This is a genomic window from Paenibacillus sp. FSL R5-0810 (assembly GCF_038002285.1).
GTDB lineage: Bacteria > Bacillota > Bacilli > Paenibacillales > Paenibacillaceae > Paenibacillus_AQ > Paenibacillus_AQ lactis.
Genome location: NZ_JBBOCF010000001.1, coordinates 6,314,608 through 6,331,257, shown reverse-complemented (window position 1 = coordinate 6,331,257; position 16,650 = coordinate 6,314,608). Strand labels below are relative to the sequence as shown.

General features: G+C 53.1%; 18 protein-coding genes. 2 read left to right on the top strand and 16 right to left on the bottom strand.

Features of this window, described 5'->3' with window-relative positions:
* Positions 1–31 precede the first annotated feature (31 nt).
* Together MKX76_RS28365 and thpR are read right to left on the bottom strand one after the other, a co-directional pair.
* Complete coding sequence (locus MKX76_RS28365; RefSeq protein ID WP_007132077.1) at positions 32–907, bottom strand: cell wall hydrolase; 876 nt, start codon at positions 905–907, stop codon at positions 32–34.
* Between the two features lie 97 nt (positions 908–1,004).
* The gene (gene thpR / locus MKX76_RS28360; protein ID WP_210094513.1) at positions 1,005–1,586 is read right to left on the bottom strand and encodes an RNA 2',3'-cyclic phosphodiesterase; all 582 of its coding nucleotides are present in this window, start codon (positions 1,584–1,586) and stop codon (positions 1,005–1,007) included.
* Positions 1,587–1,705: 119 nt separating this feature from the next.
* On the opposite strand from thpR, the gene MKX76_RS28355 reads away from it, so the two are divergent.
* Together MKX76_RS28355 and MKX76_RS28350 are read left to right on the top strand one after the other, a co-directional pair.
* Positions 1,706–2,659 carry a D-2-hydroxyacid dehydrogenase gene (locus tag MKX76_RS28355; RefSeq protein ID WP_341034960.1) on the top strand — a complete coding sequence of 318 codons (954 nt, stop codon included), beginning with the start codon at positions 1,706–1,708 and terminating at the stop codon, positions 2,657–2,659.
* Positions 2,660–2,793: 134 nt separating this feature from the next.
* A complete protein-coding gene (locus MKX76_RS28350) occupies positions 2,794–3,105 on the top strand; it encodes an MGMT family protein (protein WP_251535612.1) in 312 nt (103 codons plus the stop codon).
* A gap of 319 nt (positions 3,106–3,424) precedes the next feature.
* Here MKX76_RS28350 and MKX76_RS28345 read toward each other — a convergent pair whose 3' ends face one another.
* From MKX76_RS28345 to MKX76_RS28280, 14 genes are all read right to left on the bottom strand, one after another.
* Positions 3,425–4,381, bottom strand: a complete 957-nt coding sequence (locus MKX76_RS28345) for a TRM11 family SAM-dependent methyltransferase (protein WP_251535687.1) — start codon at positions 4,379–4,381, stop codon at positions 3,425–3,427.
* Between the two features lie 118 nt (positions 4,382–4,499).
* Positions 4,500–5,630: an MsnO8 family LLM class oxidoreductase gene (locus MKX76_RS28340; protein WP_251535614.1), complete on the bottom strand. Its 1,131-nt coding sequence runs from the start codon at positions 5,628–5,630 to the stop codon at positions 4,500–4,502.
* Between the two features lie 69 nt (positions 5,631–5,699).
* Positions 5,700–7,115: a deoxyguanosinetriphosphate triphosphohydrolase family protein gene (locus tag MKX76_RS28335; RefSeq protein WP_251535617.1), complete on the bottom strand. Its 1,416-nt coding sequence runs from the start codon at positions 7,113–7,115 to the stop codon at positions 5,700–5,702.
* Positions 7,116–7,686: 571 nt separating this feature from the next.
* Positions 7,687–8,472 (bottom strand): glycoside hydrolase family 73 protein, encoded by a 786-nt coding sequence (locus tag MKX76_RS28330; protein WP_007132070.1) that lies wholly within the window; start codon positions 8,470–8,472, stop codon positions 7,687–7,689.
* Positions 8,459–8,911 (bottom strand): phage holin family protein, encoded by a 453-nt coding sequence (locus tag MKX76_RS28325; RefSeq protein WP_007132069.1) that lies wholly within the window; start codon positions 8,909–8,911, stop codon positions 8,459–8,461. Before MKX76_RS28325 ends, MKX76_RS28330 begins: the two co-directional genes overlap by 14 nt.
* A 370-nt stretch (positions 8,912–9,281) precedes the next feature.
* Positions 9,282–9,419, bottom strand: coding sequence for an XkdX family protein (locus tag MKX76_RS28320; protein WP_077568029.1), 138 nt, complete (start codon positions 9,417–9,419; stop codon positions 9,282–9,284).
* Positions 9,412–10,023 (bottom strand): hypothetical protein, encoded by a 612-nt coding sequence (locus MKX76_RS28315; protein ID WP_341034959.1) that lies wholly within the window; start codon positions 10,021–10,023, stop codon positions 9,412–9,414. Before MKX76_RS28315 ends, MKX76_RS28320 begins: the two co-directional genes overlap by 8 nt.
* A 12-nt stretch (positions 10,024–10,035) precedes the next feature.
* Entirely contained in the window at positions 10,036–12,648 is a 2,613-nt protein-coding gene (locus MKX76_RS28310) for a hypothetical protein (protein ID WP_341034958.1), read from the bottom strand.
* Positions 12,649–13,194 (bottom strand): YmfQ family protein, encoded by a 546-nt coding sequence (locus MKX76_RS28305; RefSeq protein WP_341034957.1) that lies wholly within the window; start codon positions 13,192–13,194, stop codon positions 12,649–12,651. It lies immediately after the preceding gene.
* Positions 13,191–14,249, bottom strand: a complete 1,059-nt coding sequence (locus MKX76_RS28300; protein ID WP_341034956.1) for a baseplate J/gp47 family protein — start codon at positions 14,247–14,249, stop codon at positions 13,191–13,193. Before MKX76_RS28300 ends, MKX76_RS28305 begins: the two co-directional genes overlap by 4 nt.
* Entirely contained in the window at positions 14,242–14,655 is a 414-nt protein-coding gene (locus tag MKX76_RS28295) for a DUF2634 domain-containing protein (RefSeq protein WP_251535630.1), read from the bottom strand. Before MKX76_RS28295 ends, MKX76_RS28300 begins: the two co-directional genes overlap by 8 nt.
* Positions 14,652–14,948: a DUF2577 domain-containing protein gene (locus MKX76_RS28290; protein WP_341035083.1), complete on the bottom strand. Its 297-nt coding sequence runs from the start codon at positions 14,946–14,948 to the stop codon at positions 14,652–14,654. Before MKX76_RS28290 ends, MKX76_RS28295 begins: the two co-directional genes overlap by 4 nt.
* 6 nt (positions 14,949–14,954) lie before the next feature.
* Positions 14,955–15,920, bottom strand: a complete 966-nt coding sequence (locus MKX76_RS28285) for an XkdQ/YqbQ family protein (protein ID WP_341034955.1) — start codon at positions 15,918–15,920, stop codon at positions 14,955–14,957.
* 13 nt (positions 15,921–15,933) lie between these two features.
* The gene (locus tag MKX76_RS28280) at positions 15,934–16,650 is read right to left on the bottom strand and encodes a LysM peptidoglycan-binding domain-containing protein (protein WP_077568036.1); all 717 of its coding nucleotides are present in this window, start codon (positions 16,648–16,650) and stop codon (positions 15,934–15,936) included.

The following is a 16,650-nucleotide window of genomic DNA, read 5'->3' as shown; positions in this document are numbered from 1 at the left end:
CCTCCTACAACCTAGTTTACCCGTTCGGGGACTACTTGTAAAAAGAGTGGTTTCCTATTTTTTTCACAAACGTTCGGGAATGATGCACGGTCAAATCCTGAGCAAGCTTTAAAGACAGAAAAAAATACGTGTCATCCTGAACCGCCTTATGGCCATGAAGCGCCGCATTGACGGATTTGATCGTCTCTTCGTTCGGGTTGACACGCTTAAGACGCCCGTTCGCAACAGGACTGAATTGATGCTTTTGATAGATGACTTCAGTAATGGTATCGGGAAAATTGGCTGACCGCAGCCGGTTTAAGACAACATTGGCAACTGCCACTTTGCCTTCGTACGGTTCGCCTTCCGCTTCCGCCATGACAATCTTCTGGAGCAGAAGCAGTTCTTCAGCTGACAAATCGTAGGTCCAGGTTGCTTGGTCTTTCTGATCCTGGGTCAACGTCTTTGTTCTCGTGAAGAATAAAGTTGTGGGGGGTTTTAGGCTTTCGGCCTGTGACTTGGCGACATGCGTCCCCTTCTTGTTCCCCGTTGTATCCTCGGCAGTCTTGGCCTTCGGCGCTTTAGCCGTCTTCGCTTTAGACTGTGAATTCGGGTTCCCGGTGGCGGTGGTGCCACGCTCTATATTAGGAAAGGAGAGCATATCTTCGCCCTTCATATTCCATGGTTGGTAAACAATTGAAGATAAAATGTTGACAGGTTCCCCATTACTTATGATCTTAGCTTTATTCCCAGCAGGATTGGGGACGCCTTCCGCAGCCAACGCTGTCATCGCAAACCCTGGCTTCGCTTCCAGCTGCTCCCCTTCTGTTGTTTGCATACCAAGCAAGCTTATAAGAGACAAACTCACCAAGAGCGCACCAAGAAGCAGCGCAACCCAGCGATTTTGCCGTAGCAGTTTAATAACCATATTTTTCCTCCTATAATGTCGGCACATTCCTACACTATGTAACCACATTTTTGGGCATTGAAAACATGGTAATTTTATGAACATTTTATTTTTAATTTCAGAAATTTGTTGAAAGCCGCGCCACTCCAACGATTTCGTACATCGGGGCCGCATGTAAATTTGTTCGGAAAAGAACCAGTTCATGAACGTCCCACTGGATGTTTACAGGAAGGCTTCCAATAATGTCCATTGAAAATTTTTCATCCCCTTGAAATTTGCGGGCAATTGTAATGTGCGGGCGATAAGGGCGATCCTCCGGTACGAAACCGTACGATTCCATCCTCGATACGACGGAGCGTTGAAGCTTCGCCAGGGCGTTCAGATCGCCTCGGATTCCAGCCCATAAAATTCGCGGCGATGCGCTTGCGCCAAAAACCCCAGCATCGTGTACCCCTAAGGAAAACGGCTTATGCTCTGCAGCTGCCGCCGCAAGCCCGGCCGTCAGCTCGGGAATACGCTCCCTCGGCGTATCGCCCAGAAATTGAACGGTGATATGATAATCCTGCGGATGCACCCATTTGCGGAACGACGCTTGCGGCTTCAGCTTGTCCGCCCATGCAGCCAGACTTGCAGAGGCATCCGGCGACAAATGGACGGCAACAAACAGACGATCCATCGCATTCGAATCCGTGTGTGTCAAACCTGTTCACTTCCTTTCGATTGTCAGCGGCTATGCGGAAAACCGCAATATCTGATAAGATGAACGAAATAGATGTAATTTATGCCCAGGCTCTCATTACATTCCAAGGAGGTAGTACCATGCCTAAAATCATTGCCTTACATGACATTACACCCCAGCAGCGGCAAAAAATCAAGGAAATCGCCCCCAGTTACGAGCTGACCGTCACCAAAGCGAAGAATCTTGCTCCGGGAATGATCCGTAACGCCGACATTCTGGTCGGCTGGTCGCGTACGATCGAGGAGGAAGCACTAGCCCAAGACAGCAAGCTGAAATGGATTCAGGCATGGTCGGCAGGCGTGGATAAATTGCCCCTGAAAAAATTCGAAGAAAGAGCAATCCTGCTGTCGAACGCCAGCGGAGTACATAGCGTTCCGATTACGGAGCATATCTTTGCGATGATTCTCGCCTTCAACCGCAATCTCCACCTCGCCGTCCGCCAGCAAACGAACAAGCGCTGGGATACGTCCGGAACCTTCACCGAGCTCGCGGGAAAAACGATCGTGATCGTCGGCGTCGGCCAGATCGGCAGCCATACCGCACGCATTGCGCAGGCTTTCGGCATGCGGACGATCGGCGTTCGGAATTCCGGCAAGCCGGATCCGCATGTGGACGTGATGTATACGGTGGATCAAATCGATGAGGCATTGTCCCAAGGCGACTACGTCGTCAATATTTTACCGCTGACGGCCCAAACCAAGGATATTTTTAATCACGAGCGTTTCTCCGCAATGAAGACCTCCGCGTTCTTCGTTAATGTGGGACGGGGCGCAACGGTGATTACTAGCGATATGATCCAGGCCCTCCAATCCGGCGCGCTTGCCGGAGCCGGCCTCGATGTGTTCGAGGAGGAGCCGCTTCCGCCCGAGCATCCGCTGTGGACGATGGACAACGTCATTATTACGCCGCATATGGCGGGCGACACCGACCGGTACGGGGAACGCGCTGTGGAGATTTTTCTGGACAATCTGAAATCGTACGTCAAGGACGGGACTCTGATCCGCAATGTCATTGATTACAGCAGATCCTATTAGTCTTTCCTGGTGAAACTTCCGGAAAGGCAGCTCTCTTTAGAACAAGGCGAAAGGACGCTCAGGGCGGGATTTCCGCCGGGCAGCGTCCTTTTATTTTTGGATATCATGTTTTAAAAAAAGGAGTTAGATCACCCATGCAGCCCTTTACGCAGCGTGTAATTGAAATCATCAAGAGCATTCCCGAAGGCCATGTCATGACCTACGGGCAAGTGGCACAATTGGCTGGCAGTCCGAGAGGCGCGCGGCAGGTCGTCCGCATCCTTCACTCCCTCAGCCGCATCCATAAGCTGCCGTGGCACCGGGTCGTCAATGCCAAGGGAGAAATTGCAATCCAGAATGACGAGTCCAGGATGATGCAGGAACTGTACCTTCAAGGAGAAGGGGTCAGCGTGAACCATCGCGGCATGATCGATTTGGATAAATACCGCTACGTTCCCGAGGAATAGCGGTGTCGCCGCTCCCCTTCCAAGCAGCCTTAGTCCCGCAGCGTAAGCTTATCCAGCTCTGCCGGTCGATGACGCGGCTACAGCTAATGCTTAGGACAAGGACCCTTGCCCTTTAGCACAACGCCTGTAAGGGTCCTTCACTTCGGTGACTGGCTACTCACACAGCCAAAGCTTCGGACGAAGGTTGCCTTGTCTAAACTGAAAGACTCTCCTGGGCTCTCCTGGTCGATGTTTACTACTCACACAGCCAGATGCTTCGGACGAAGGTTGCTTTGCCTAAGCGTAAAGCCCCTCCGGGGCTCTCCTAGTCGATGCTTGCCTACTCACATAGCCAGATGCTTCGGACGAAGGTTCCTTTGCGGGTCGTGCAGCTGCCGAGCACCTGCCATCCAGCCTCCTCCAGCTGCTCTGCCAGCGGCTCGGTGCTCACGATTACCGCCCGGTCTGCCAGGCGGCGCAGGCTGTTCAGCATACGACGTTGTTCCTCTTCCGGAAATACCGAGCACACATTGTAGGGAAGATCCAAAACCGCGGTCTCGTAATGCCCTTGCAGCGTGTTCATGTCCCGTATGGCTATGATGCTGTCATCGTACCCGTAATGAGCCAGATTGACTCTGGCTCCCCGCACCGCAAGCGGATTGATGTCACAGCCCTCGCAGCGGATGCCCATCGACAGCGCCTCGATCAGCACATTGCCCATCCCGCAGCATGGGTCAAGCAGCTTGGCACGTGGATCCGGCGCAGCTATATTGACAAGAGCGCGCGCGAGCCGTGAAGTGAGGCCGGTCGAGTAATTTTGCGGCTTCTGCTTATGCTGGTGCCAGACACGCGGCGGAAAATGGAGCAGCCCAAGCTTCCAGCTTCCTTGAACAGTCAACAGGCCGAACCGATGCTCGGGCGTCTTCATGTCAGCCCGGCCCTTCATGCTTCCACCTACAATCCGCTCCATAGCCCTGAGTTCTTCGTAGGAATGATGATTCCCTGCCTGCAGAGCGATTACCTTAAAAGTTCCACCGTTAAGAGGGATGTCCGCTGCTCGTTCCGCAAGCCGCTCGATGGAGCTGTCTGTCGCTATAACCTCGACGCAAGCCGTCAGGAACGGGCTTCGGTCCGGGTCAATCCAGGTATCGCTTTCCAACCAGTCAGCGCCATCCGGCTCGTGTCCGAACAACGCCCGCAGCTCCATTCTGCACAGCTCCTGCTCCGTCTCATGGGAAGCGAAGATGTAGATATAGGTCGGCTTATCCACCGCCGGGAATATCCCCGATTCATTCATTCGATTGCTCGTTTTTCGTATCACAATATCATCTCTTCTATTATATATGTTTAACCGCTTGTTTCTTGAAAATCAGCCCCCATGGTAATGCTTAGCGGCATTCAAGAATCCGTAATGCCTACATCCCCATCAAGAGCCGGTACGACTTCAGCCGCGCGGCATAATCGGCCACCGGGGTGACGATGAGAAATTCCTCGCACGCATACTTCTCGGCCATTTCCTTCAGCACCGATTTTACGCTTTCAGCGGTACCCGTTAGAATCCGAGGGAAGGATCCTCCGGCACCCGAATGGTCTTCCATGGCCCGGTGGGATACCGGATCAACCCGGCCATCAACTGCTGTCCTCGATTTCGGGCCAGCATCATCTGCTGCCCCGCTGTCGCTACTGTGCGCTGTTGCGTTCCCAGTTACCGCTATTTCGAGCATTCCGAATTCGTTCTGCCCGTCACGCCCGTCTTGACCAAGCCGAGCAACGCTCTCTCGCTCCAGCTGCCCGCTGCGCTGCTGCCCGAGACGCGCGGCAGTCATAGCCATTTCACGGGCCAGCTCCTCTGTTTCCGCGCAAATGACGCTCACGGCCACGATCGTTTGCAGCTTCTTCAGGTGAGCCGAAGGCCTGAATGCTTCCCGATAGGATCGAAGCACCTCGGCACCGTCCGTATCGCTCATGAACTGCCCGAAGACGTAGCCCGTCCCGAACTCGGCCGCATAGCCGGCACTCTTCGTATTGGTCCCCAGCATCCAAAGCGCAGGGGCAATCCCCGGCACCGGCTTGGCTGCAACCGGCACGTCCTCGTACCGGTAACGGTCCTCCAGCAGCTCGGTCAGCGCCCGGATCCGGTTCGGCAGATCGGCGACATGGCCGAGGAAGTTGCCGCTTAGCGCCATGCTCGTATGGGCCGAGCCGCCGGGAGCCCGGCCGACGCCAAGATCAATGCGGCCGGGATATAATGCTGCCAGCATGCGGAAGTTTTCCGCAACTTTGAGCGGGCTGTAATGCGGCAGCAGAACGGCGCCGGAGCCAAGCCGGATGCGCTCGGTCCGCGCCCCGATATGGGACAGCAAGATTTCGGGAGAAGCACAGGACAAATGCTCCAGATCGTGGTGCTCCGCCGCCCAATACCGGTTATACCCCCACGCTTCAGCGTGGCGGGCCAATTCCACAGCCTGCTGCAAAGCCTCTTCAAACGTGCTTTCTCCAAGGCGCGGAACGAGATCGAGCACGCTAAGCTTTAATGATTGATTCAATAAGTCCACCTCCAAGGGCTTAGCACGTCGCTTTCCCTTCATTAATCCGGGTTGCCACACGATCCGATTTTAATCCAGGTCGTAGATGGATCCCACCTTCAGCCCGTACAGCTCATTGTATATTTTTTCCGCAAAGGCATCGGTCATGCCCGCAATATAATCGATGACCATATGCTCCCACGTCCAGATAGGATTCTCCCGCTTCTGGTCGGCCTCATAGCGCTGGAGCCAGTCGGACGGAATAATGGCTTGCGAAGCTACAGGATCCAGAAAGGCGTCCCACAGCCGCTTGATGATCCACTCGCTGCGCTTTTGCAGCCGCTGCACCCGAAGATCGCGAATCATCGTCACCCAGGCAAAGCTCTTCAGCACACTAACCGTCCGCAGCATGTCCTCGTCCTCGGCCCCGTCCTTGACGAAGGTGACCTTCTTCCAGTTCCCGTTCGGGATGACACCGAGACTGCCGACGAAGAGGCTGACCCAATAAGCCTTCACCTCGCGCCGGGTGCGGGAGTAATCATTCTCGCAGGTCGGCATTTTCTCGTTCCAGACGCGCAGGAACTCGTCCAGCACCGACTCCACCTTCGGATGGATTCGCTCCTTGGTCCAGCCCTTCCACACCTCGTCTTCCAAGGTCATGATTTTCTGCACGATCAGCTTGTTCAAATGGCTATCCCGAAGAAAATGCTCATGCACCTCTATCTTGCCGGCCTTAATCCCATCCTCCAGATCATGGGCGGAATAGGCGATGTCATCGCATAAATCCATCAGCTGCGCCTCCAGCGTACGCTGGGTGCCGGGAATGCCCCACTCCTTCCGGATGTGCGAGATATACTCCCATTCGTGCCGATACATCCCCTTCGGATTCTCCAAGCCGGAGAAAGGATACTTGTTAATCCCCAGCAGCACCGCGTCGGACAGGTTGAGCCCGTTTACGTTTTCCCTTTTTTCCAGGAACATGATCAGCCGGAAATTATGCGCATTGCCTTCAAAATGCTCATATTTCCGCCGCATCGCCTGCTGCACCTGTGCCGCCTGCTCCGGCGACGGGATTCCCGGCTGGCGCGTCAGCGCCACCTCGGTCTTCCGATCAATCAGCTTTTCCAATATGCCCTGGAGCACTTCCTCTCCTTTATGCCCGAAGGGCGGGTGTCCAAAATCATGGGCGATCGCCGCGCATTCCACCACCTCGGGGTCAATCATCAGCCCTGCATTCTCTGCCGCTTCCGGCAGCACTTCAGGGTAGCTGCGGGCAAGGCTCCTTGCGGCCTCCCTGGCAATCTGCGCCACTTCCAACGAATGCGTCAGCCGTGTCCGGTAGTAATCGCCGGTCCCTGCACCGAACACTTGCGATTTCCCTTGAAGCCGTCGGAACGTCGGCGAATGGATCAAACGGGAGTAGTCCCGTTCATACACCGCGCGGGAGGCATCGGACTTCGTCTGCTCCGGATATTGGCGATGCTCTCTAAGCTCCTTCAGCGTCATGTTTCCTCACTCCTGTTTATCTATTTGTAGTCGTTCTAACGCGATATGTACTTCCGATTATATGCCATCAGGCATCGGAAAGAAAAATACTATCTCCTGGGAGCGACCAAATTTACAAAAATAACTAAATATCCCGTTCAGGAAGGTTAGATAAACTTACATAAAGGAGGGTTATTTGTCTTTTTGAACTTGAAGGAGCGAAACGGACTCTTTTAATGAGTAAGGAATGGAGTATGGAGTATGGAGCCAATGGAACCGAACCCAAGGAAATGTTCAATATATTGAAAGGATTACGGTCATTAGGGGGAAGGTTGTAGGATAACGGATGGGTAGAGAGGAACGTATGTATATTGGCAGGCAGGGTATCGAATTTATTAGGGAAGATTTCGCTTGTGTCTCGAGTGCTTCCTTGCAATTGAATGCTACGACGTCTAAAACCAACTCTCCTCAAAAGATTTAATAGCCGCCTCCCCCATCGTCATGACAGGAGGGGCAGCTATCCACAATGGCATTACAGCATCCTCATATCGCTTCTTAAGCCGCTCAAGCTCGATCCTCATCAGGGATGGGATCACTTCTTCGGATCGCTAAATATCCCCATGCGGTGCAGGATGGTAAGCATCCGGTAAAAATCGTAGCTGCCGTCAGGATCGTTCAGCGCTTCCGCCTTCTTGGCCGCTTTCACCGCATCCTCTGCCCACGCCGGAACCTGATCAGGCTGCTGGGTTTCCAGCTTCTTCAGCCTCGCGTGCAACTGCTTGATTGTGTTCCCCTGCTCGCTCAGCGTGTTCAAAGCCGAAGCGTATTGGTTAGCCAGCTGCCGCAGTTCTCCTTGGGTTTTCTGCAGCTCGGCCGTTAACTGTTCGATTTTCATGCGTTCCTCCTCCTCGGGACTAGGCAGATCATAACGGTGGAGCGAATATTGCTCCATGATCGAGATCAGCTTCTGCGGATACTTGGGATCTGTCGCATAGCCGCCTTTCCAGATCTCCGTGGCCGCCGTCTTGTAGTCCGCCCATAAAACCCCGTGATAGCGCTTCGGCTTGTCTCTCGTTCCGTTCAAAATCAGTCTCGTATGGTCGTCCACCGATTCGTGCCAGCCGTTGTACTTGCGGAATTGGGCCTGGACGGTATATGGCGTGTTCCCCCGGTACTCCGTTGTCGGCATTGTCACGCTGCCAGCCGGACCCGTTCCTTTGATGCCGAACAGATTATTGGCCTTTTGCGTCAACCCGCTCGTCCCCCAGTTTGACTCCAAAATCGCTTGCGCCAGCGTCAACGAAGCGGGAACGCCGTATTTTCTCATGTCCTCGGTCGCAATTGGAGCCAGCTTGGCGATAAACTCATGAGGCTTCATCCTTCTTGTCTCCTTTCACGGCGGTTTTCTTCTCACCCTCCTCCGATTTGATCTGGAAGACCTGTACCACATTACGCAGCGATTGCGGAATCGGTACGCCCATCCGCCCAACATTCTCAAGAATGGACAGCAGCTCATTGGCCAGGTAGAAGAAGATGACCGTGTTTTGAAAATAGTTCATCTCGCCGAGCACCCGGTCAACCAGGTGCATTAACGCGATGATGAGAAATATCGTGATTTTCCGGGCGATGCCGGCGTAGCCCTTTCGGCTCCGCAGCTCGCCATTCATCCAGGCCGCCCCCCAGCCGGTCAGCCAGTCGATCACCACGAACCACAGCAGCAAATGCAGCGGCAGCGACCAGCCGCCCCAGACATATCCGGTTACGGCACCCGTCCCAGCCACCAGCATCTTAAACAGTTGACCGATGTGCTCATACATAATCGTTCCTCCTTTTTATGTTGAAGGGATGAAAAAGCCCTCGGCGGGCCGAGGGCTTGAAGCTTGTGTTGGCGTGATCTGCACTGCGCTTGCGGATCCTGCTTCACCTTTGTTGGCGTATCAGCGTTGCGCATGCGGATCTGCCTCATCTTTGTTGGCGTATCTGCACTGTGTTTGCGGATTCTGCCTCATCTTTGTTGGTGTATCAGCACTGCGCATGCGGATCCTGCTTCCGATCGCTGTTGTCCCCGGATTTTTTTGAAGACTTTTACGCAAGGTTAAAATCCGGGGACAAAGGCGAACGCTTCGCTTCTTCAGCAGCATTCCGCCTACTCCGTTGAAGGTTTGGATTCTGATTGCTCTTGGGAGTTCAGAAAGCCTCGCCTGTAATTGCTTCGTATTCCTCTGGCGTAATGACGCCAAACGCTACGTACTGTCGAAGCTGGGGCTTTTGCGCCCACCTTTTTTCGTAGTAATATTTCAAGCGTTCAAAATCGTTCTCAAACATACGTTTCCCCTCCTTCGGATGGACTGCCTTCAAGTGACAGCAGTCGTAGCTCCAGCCCTACGACTTGCGCGCCGAGTGTTTCGTTTTGTCTGCGAATCTCCAGCATCTCCAACTCTCGGGCTACCAGCTCTGTGCCAAGCCGGTCAATCTCGCTAGGGGCAAGCGGCTGGGGTGCAGTGATTCGCTCGATTTCCTCGGGTGTTAGCCCCTCGATCCATAGAGCGGGCATCGGTGGAATGTTCAAGACCGGCCGGTCCCCCCGCTCCTCCTCTGGAGTGGAGTTCCATGCGCTCATCGCCTCTTGATAAGCGGCTTCAGCGGCTTGAATCGAGTCCTGGTATTGCCGCCACGCCGTGAGATCGAAGCGCGGGTTGAATAGGCCAGGTGGAACTGGGATGCCGACGATGTAGCCTGCCGGTTCCCGTTCGACGGGTTCATTTCCGGTGATAGGATTAGAGGCAATGGAAAATGTATCTGGCTGCTCCGATCCAGGGGTAATGGATAGAACCGGGGAATAAAAAGGGACGACACCGCTAAAGGTATCGTCCACGAGTTCGTCCTCTAAATAGAGGCCGTCAATATTTACTTTCGGTACGGCTTTCATGGGATACCTCCTTTATTGTTCTGCTAGGAATGAGATACCGTCTAAGCTAATCCACCCTGTTGATGTATCCCATGCCCCGGCATAGTGAAAGTAGACGAAGCCATCAGTGAGTATATCTACGCGACGAGCTGTATCTGGATTTCCATGTATATTAAATATCAACGGAGCTTTTGGCCGGAATCCCCTTGCCAGTTTGAAAATATTAGATGTCACGGGACCGCTTTTGACAAGTCCAGTCAGATGAACGACTCCCGATGTGTCTTTATAGTATTGGACTAGCTGGTATCCGCCCGCGTAATTGACCCACCCGTTTAGGAGTGTAGGCATGATTTTGACCACCGGCGCGTCCTTTTCAGCCTTCTGCTGCATCATCACAGATACAACGGACGCATTTTGGTGCACGGCATCAGTTAGCTCCTGATAAATGATCTTTTCGTTGGCTGCGTATGATCCGGTAACTGGAACCATTGGCGACTTATTTAACATTAGGTATGTGACGGAGTAGACTGCGGATATATCAAAATGGCCAACTCCTAATCTTGCCTGAACAAGACCATGTATGCTCTCGTATCCTTGATCGACAGGACGAAACATCCACGCATTATCCGGTAGGTTGTTTTTATAAACGTACAGCATTTTACTTGGTTTTTTTGATAATGGAAAGCTGGGGGAAGTTCTACCATTTATCCAAAATGTACCGTCACCAGCATTAACAGGGGTAGTACTCTCCCGCAGCACAATTCCCGTTCCAACCTCGATCTGATTATCACCTACATTAAACGTCAGCATGCCTTCGGATACAATCGGCTCGACCGTTGGCGTTGCGAGTTGGTATACGAGTTGGTATGGCGTCCAGTTTGGTGCTGGAGATGATGGAAATGTGTTAGTCCCCCCAGCGTAACCGTCACCCTGTCCGGGAAGTCTATAACACCATGCCTTTGTACCCGATGTATAAGGATTAGAACCACTTAAACCGTCATACATTTTCCACCCCATAAAATACGCCTTAATCTCGTCAGGCGTCGGCGTGTAGTTGTCGCCCCACCCGCTATCGGTGTTTGCTATTTTTAGATAAATTATACGTTTACCGAATTGAGGATATAGTCCTACCTCGTCTACCGCAGTATTTGGGTGTCCTTCTTTTACAGACAGAACTTTCCCATTAAACTTTGTGGCAGCTCCAATTCCCGTTAAATAGTTAAGATCATCAGATTCAAAGAACACACTTTGATATCCTGCTGCTTTTTGACTGCCCCTTTGCCAAGGAAAAGATCCATCTAAAACAATCTTTTTCCACTTCGCCAGCTTAAAATATTGCCCCTCTCGCTCAAACAGTACGTCCTGGTCGCTCCCGTCCGAAGGGTTCGCATACAACTCCGTCTGAAAAGCTAGCATTGAGTCTTCGCATGGTTTGAATGGTAAGGCTTTAGTACCGATATTCAGCATTGGGTTATTAATTGTAGCTATTCCTGTTCCTGAGGATATCACCGAAAAGAATATACTTATAATTTCGTTGTTCCCCGTATTAAAAACTACTGCTTTCTCGGTAGTGTACGGAACAATCTCGTTCAATTGAGTAGTATCATATACTGCTATTTTACCATTATGTTCGGCACTCAAAGTGTACTCTGTATTTTTTAGAACGGTTAGCTTAACCCAAGCATTAAGAGTTGCCCCTGCGTTTGAGTCGATTATTAATGAATATGGACTTTGAATTTTCCCACCACTTACAGAAATGTAACCCCATTCATAAAACGGCGGTAACAAATTCTCCCCGTACCGGATTGCATAAGGATTACAAACGGGCTGTACGCCGTCCACATAGGGGTATTTGGCGGCCATATCCTCGTTTGTTAAGCTTCCAAATGAATCAAATTCCTCTTTAGACACTTCAAAAATCCGTAAACTATCAAAATTGGAGGATTCTCCATTTTGTTCATATAGAGGAGTTCTTGAGTCTTTCAAAAGATATAAACGCGGAACAACATCACAATCAACTTTAGGACGGAAGGTAGTTCTAACTAAGGAATAAGCCCCCCCAATCTGACTCACAATATTTGATTCGGACATAAAAAAGTCAGAGGAGGTTTGCGGTAGATTACTGTATATCTTAATCTGAGCAGCTCCTTTATTAACCTTTACCATTCCTAGAAATATATAATAACGGCCCTGCTTTGCTTTATATCCAGCCATCATATCAGCGTAATGCTCAACCGTTCCCGTTCCAATTGCAGTTACATTAATCGAGTTAGAGCCAGAATTCCATGATGTATTGTCAAGTGCTGAAACAGTATTTGAGTTTAATACTGTTGAGATAATCGTTTCAAAATTCCCATCCCGCCCCAACAAATTCACCAACGTCCGCCCTTTAATCCCGCTCAGCGAAAAGGGTGCGCTGCGCTCCGCGTTCACGATCTGCAGCCCCGGCTGCAGGACGACCTCCCGGCGCGCCTCGGTATCCAGGCGCTGCTGCAGCGCGTCGATGGCCTGGCTCGCTTCGCCGGCAAAGCGGTCGACCGTGTCCGCGTTCTGGTCGATATATTTCTCCAGATCGAAATACGTCGTTGCCGGCGACGTCCGATCGATTTTGTTCAACCCGATATTCGGTGTTACCGGATTCGTCATTTATGCTCCTCCTCCCAACAATCTGTCTTGCGTCGTAGCCGATAACTGCTCCACCGTCATGCCCTCCACCTCGGCGATCGTAAGGTAACGCAGCGCATAGTCGACGGCCATGTGCGCCGGCTTGATCGCTTCAATCGCCGATTGAAGATCACTCAAATTCGGCGGAATGCCGAGGGTATCCCTGAAATGAATCGTCACCTTGTACTCGGCCGGCTGGACAGAAACCTCGATGCTGCCCCGCTCGTAGGCTTGGGCGACATTTTTGAGCATGCTAGCGGACACCTTGCCGCTTCCCCGCATCTTCGAAATGACGACCGAGCGCCGCTGCTCGAGCGGCTTGGACGGGTTCACCGGGATGCTCAGGTCCTGCTCATACCGGGACAGCGCCCAGGTCGCGGTCTCCGGATAGTACTGATCGATCAGATCCACCAGACGCTCATCCAGCTTGTCCAGCTCAGCTCCTTCCGCATTGGCGATGGCTTTCATTTCCCGGATGCCGTGATAAAAGGACGGGAGATATCCCATCCAGACCTCTGCCTTGCTCATCGCACTGTCACCGTCCCCAGTACGGCGACCGCTTCCGGTTCAATCAAGACGCTCTCGGTCCCTCCATTGACGGTCAGCACCTCGTAGTCGATCACTTCGGGAATATCCAGGATGACGTTGGCAATCCGGTTATACCGGACCAACGGGTCTGTCATGGCAAGATCCTTCAAATATTGGCGAACGCCTTGCTCAATTGCTTGCTGGACGCCGTCCAAGCCCGCACCATCCAGGAGGGTCACCTGCACCTCAATGTTGACAGGAACTTCAACCGCCCCGGTCACCGTCACAACCGATCCGACGGGAGCAGCTCCCTCGCCCATCCCGTCCATCGTGGGATCGATGTACTGCTGTACAGCTTCTACAATAGATGGCGCGGGCGATCTCATCTCATTGTCCAGCAGGACAACTTTGACCGTTCCCGGCCCGTTCCATAGCGGAAAGGCTTTGGCTTTGCCAACGCCGGCCTGCTCCCGCGCCCACAGCTCATATTGATTTCGATTCGCGCTGGTGACGGGTCGGGAGATTTTTTCCCGGTAACGATCATACAACGCCTCATCGGACTCGGTATCTTCCCCGGGTGCCAGCAATGCCAGCAGCTCCGCCTTCACCAAGCCTTCGATATACTCGAGCGGCAGCAGCGTGCCAAACCGCCGGTTACCCTCTTTGCCGACCGTCTCGCATTCCAGCACATATTCACCCGCATCCAGCCGGCCGATGACCGTGTAGTTTAACGCATCCAGCGAAAAACGGCTCCCTATCGGAACCTCTGCCGGTCGATTTTGTTCTCCCGTAAAACGTCCGCGCAGACGCGCTTTCGTAGCCTGCTTACGCGTCAGTCCCGACCAGGCGATGCTCCGGTCCAAAAACTCGCCAGAAGCCGTGGCAGCAAACTTGAAGTTCATGGAGGAGCTCAGCTCAATGTAAGCTTGCGCAAGCTCCGCGGCGGCTGGGGCAAGCGCATCGAAGATAATGCTTCCCTCTCTTTTGTCCAGTCCATCCGGCACCCGGCCCAGCATCCGTTCCAGGATCGCTTCATAGGTCTGATCCTCATACATCCTCCCTCACCTCCTTCGTCATGGCAAACGGCCCATATACGGTTCGGACCGTAAATTCCGCCATTGCCGTCTCCCCGGCAAATGAAATATTCATGTCGTCGACCGACAGAATCCGGTCGTCCTGAAGCAGCGCCTCCTTGATATGCCGCTCGATCTCGGCATACGCCCACAGCGGGTCACGACCGATGACATCATACAGCTCATGGCCGTAGTCGCTGCTGTAAATCAGGTGCTCGAAGCGGCGGGTTTGGAGCACCTTGGCAACGGCCTGCTTGATCGCCTCCAGTCCATCAATTTGACCGGACAACGTCCCCTCTTCCAGGTTCAATCGGTAGGTCAAGCTCGGCTGGTCCAGACTCTCCACCACTTCGGTATCCGGTTGAATCGTGCCTCCCTGCGGAATCATGACGGCTTCACCAGCCGATCCAGCACAAGATACGTCTGTCCGCCCTGGTAACGGAGCAGCAGCACCGTATCCCCGATCTCAAGCCCTTTGCGGATCAATACTTCCTGACCGTCAATATTCAGTTTGTACTCCGTCATGGACTCTCCGATCACTAAAAAATCCTCCGTCAGGCTGAAACGCTGATCCACGTTCACCTCCAGAGGATTCACCGATGTTACCGTGCCATACAGCACCGCTACGGGATTCGTGCTTCCCACGGCGCTCAGGCTCGCTTTTTTGATAATTTCCAGCATCATGACTTACACCACCTTCATATTCAGCGACATCGTATGCGTTCCGTCCGAGAACTTGTGCGAGCACTCATCGATGAGATAAGGCTTCAAGCCTTCGCCGGGGAGATTGACGTAAATCGTGTTCCCTGCCCGGACGCGCAGATCGCCGATCGCCTCGATGGAGAGCGTCTGCTGCTCCCTGTTCTTCAGCTCCAGTAAATTTTGGGCAAGCTGCTTCAGCTGCGCCGGATTCATGTTCTCATCGGCAACCTCGTACAGCTGGAGAAGGCCCCACTGGGCGATGTTCTCTCCGTGCTGATAGAGGTAGACGTCCCGCTTCCCGGTCTGCTTGTTATCGCGAACCACCTTAATTCGATTGTACGTTTCGTTGTCGATGCTCTTTTTATAGGAAAAATCCGTCATCAGGCTGTCTTCCCCAACGGCCAGCATCAGCAGCATGTCCTTGATGTTCTTGAGCGTCAGCTTTCCGAACTCGTCGTAAAACATATAGTACTGCTTGGTGGCCATCAGCGTCGCATCCAGCGCTTTGCAGATAATATCGATCAGCTTCTTGTCGGCCTCCAGCATCGCCGGAATGACATGTCCCGTATCGGCCAGCGTCCCTGTCTTCAGATTGAAGTCCTTGGCGATCTTGCGGATAATGTCCTCCACCTTGGCGTTCGTAAACCGGTAGGTGTCGTTGCTGGACAGGTAGCGCAGCTGGTCGTAAGCCATGAGCTTCACCTCGGCATCCATGCCCCACTCTTTGGAGAAAACATAACCGTAAAACAAGTCCTTATCATCCTTGCGGAACCGGACGATGTCGCCGTTCTCAATCTGGAATTGCCGGCTCTGCGCCAAACCGTCGTTCACGAAGCGAATATCCAGACTGGCCGGCTTCGCCTGACGGCTTGTCTTCCACGTGATGTCGGTGACGACCTGCCCGAGATCCCACACGCTTCCGTTCTTCCGGTCTATCATCAGCTCGATCATGCCGTCACCTCCTTTAAGGGATTTTCAACACCCGGCCGACGGCGAGCTTTCGGACCTCATGATCCTTGATACCGTTCAGCTTTTGGATTTCGGTATGGCGGGAGCCGCTGCCGAGCAGCTTTTGGGCGATGCTCCAGAGCGTGTCCCCCTTAGCTACGGTATACGAGTTCGGCTTCTTCCGGTCATCCGGACGCTCCTTGGTCTTCACCGCGGCCGCCTTGCTGTCCTTGGCCGGCACAACCTTGCGGGCGCCATAGAATACATAGCGCTTGAGGGTGATCGAAAATTCGATATCCTCCGGCGAACCGGACATCGTGTTCCAGCTGAAGCTCTCGATGGAGGCCGCCATGTTGATGCCGAAGGACTTCATCGCCCGCACCACATTCCCGCTGTCCGTACCGCTGAGCGGATCGGGGACCAGACCCGTCATGACAAATCGCACAGGTCTTCGGCTCTCCATCCATCCCTTGATGGTGTTTACATAATCGATGGGGAGCTTCAGCTTGTCCTTGCTTGTATTGACGAAAGGATACGTTCGTCCCGGAAAAAAGCTTTCAAACGATATTTCGGTCAGCTTCGGATACAGGATCGCGTTGATCTCGCCAAGTCCGGCCACGGTGTAGGATTTCCCCTCGCTGCCGTCCTTGACCTCGATCCGTTCCGGATTGACCGGAAAGCGGAATACTTCCTGTTGATTATTAAAACTCAGAAACAGCCCATAATCGCTCAT

Coding starts and splice junctions, on each gene's coding strand:
- MKX76_RS28330 (WP_007132070.1), bottom strand. CDS start 8,472: ATGAAGCCTCATGAGTTTATCGCCAAGCTGGCTCCAATTGCGACCGAG.
- MKX76_RS28320 (WP_077568029.1), bottom strand. CDS start 9,419: ATGTTTGAGAACGATTTTGAACGCTTGAAATATTACTACGAAAAAAGG.
- MKX76_RS28345 (WP_251535687.1), bottom strand. CDS start 4,381: ATGAATGAATCGGGGATATTCCCGGCGGTGGATAAGCCGACCTATATC.
- MKX76_RS28290 (WP_341035083.1), bottom strand. CDS start 14,948: ATGCTGGAAATTATCAAAAAAGCGAGCCTGAGCGCCGTGGGAAGCACG.
- MKX76_RS28315 (WP_341034959.1), bottom strand. CDS start 10,023: ATGAAAGCCGTACCGAAAGTAAATATTGACGGCCTCTATTTAGAGGAC.
- MKX76_RS28325 (WP_007132069.1), bottom strand. CDS start 8,911: ATGTATGAGCACATCGGTCAACTGTTTAAGATGCTGGTGGCTGGGACG.
- MKX76_RS28335 (WP_251535617.1), bottom strand. CDS start 7,115: ATGACGCTGAAGGAGCTTAGAGAGCATCGCCAATATCCGGAGCAGACG.
- MKX76_RS28350 (WP_251535612.1), top strand. CDS start 2,794: ATGCAGCCCTTTACGCAGCGTGTAATTGAAATCATCAAGAGCATTCCC.
- MKX76_RS28355 (WP_341034960.1), top strand. CDS start 1,706: ATGCCTAAAATCATTGCCTTACATGACATTACACCCCAGCAGCGGCAA.
- MKX76_RS28300 (WP_341034956.1), bottom strand. CDS start 14,249: ATGTATGAGGATCAGACCTATGAAGCGATCCTGGAACGGATGCTGGGC.
- MKX76_RS28285 (WP_341034955.1), bottom strand. CDS start 15,920: ATGATCGAGCTGATGATAGACCGGAAGAACGGAAGCGTGTGGGATCTC.
- MKX76_RS28295 (WP_251535630.1), bottom strand. CDS start 14,655: ATGATTCCGCAGGGAGGCACGATTCAACCGGATACCGAAGTGGTGGAG.
- MKX76_RS28365 (WP_007132077.1), bottom strand. CDS start 907: ATGGTTATTAAACTGCTACGGCAAAATCGCTGGGTTGCGCTGCTTCTT.
- MKX76_RS28305 (WP_341034957.1), bottom strand. CDS start 13,194: ATGAGCAAGGCAGAGGTCTGGATGGGATATCTCCCGTCCTTTTATCAC.
- MKX76_RS28310 (WP_341034958.1), bottom strand. CDS start 12,648: ATGACGAATCCGGTAACACCGAATATCGGGTTGAACAAAATCGATCGG.
- MKX76_RS28280 (WP_077568036.1), bottom strand. CDS start 16,650: ATGAGCGATTATGGGCTGTTTCTGAGTTTTAATAATCAACAGGAAGTA.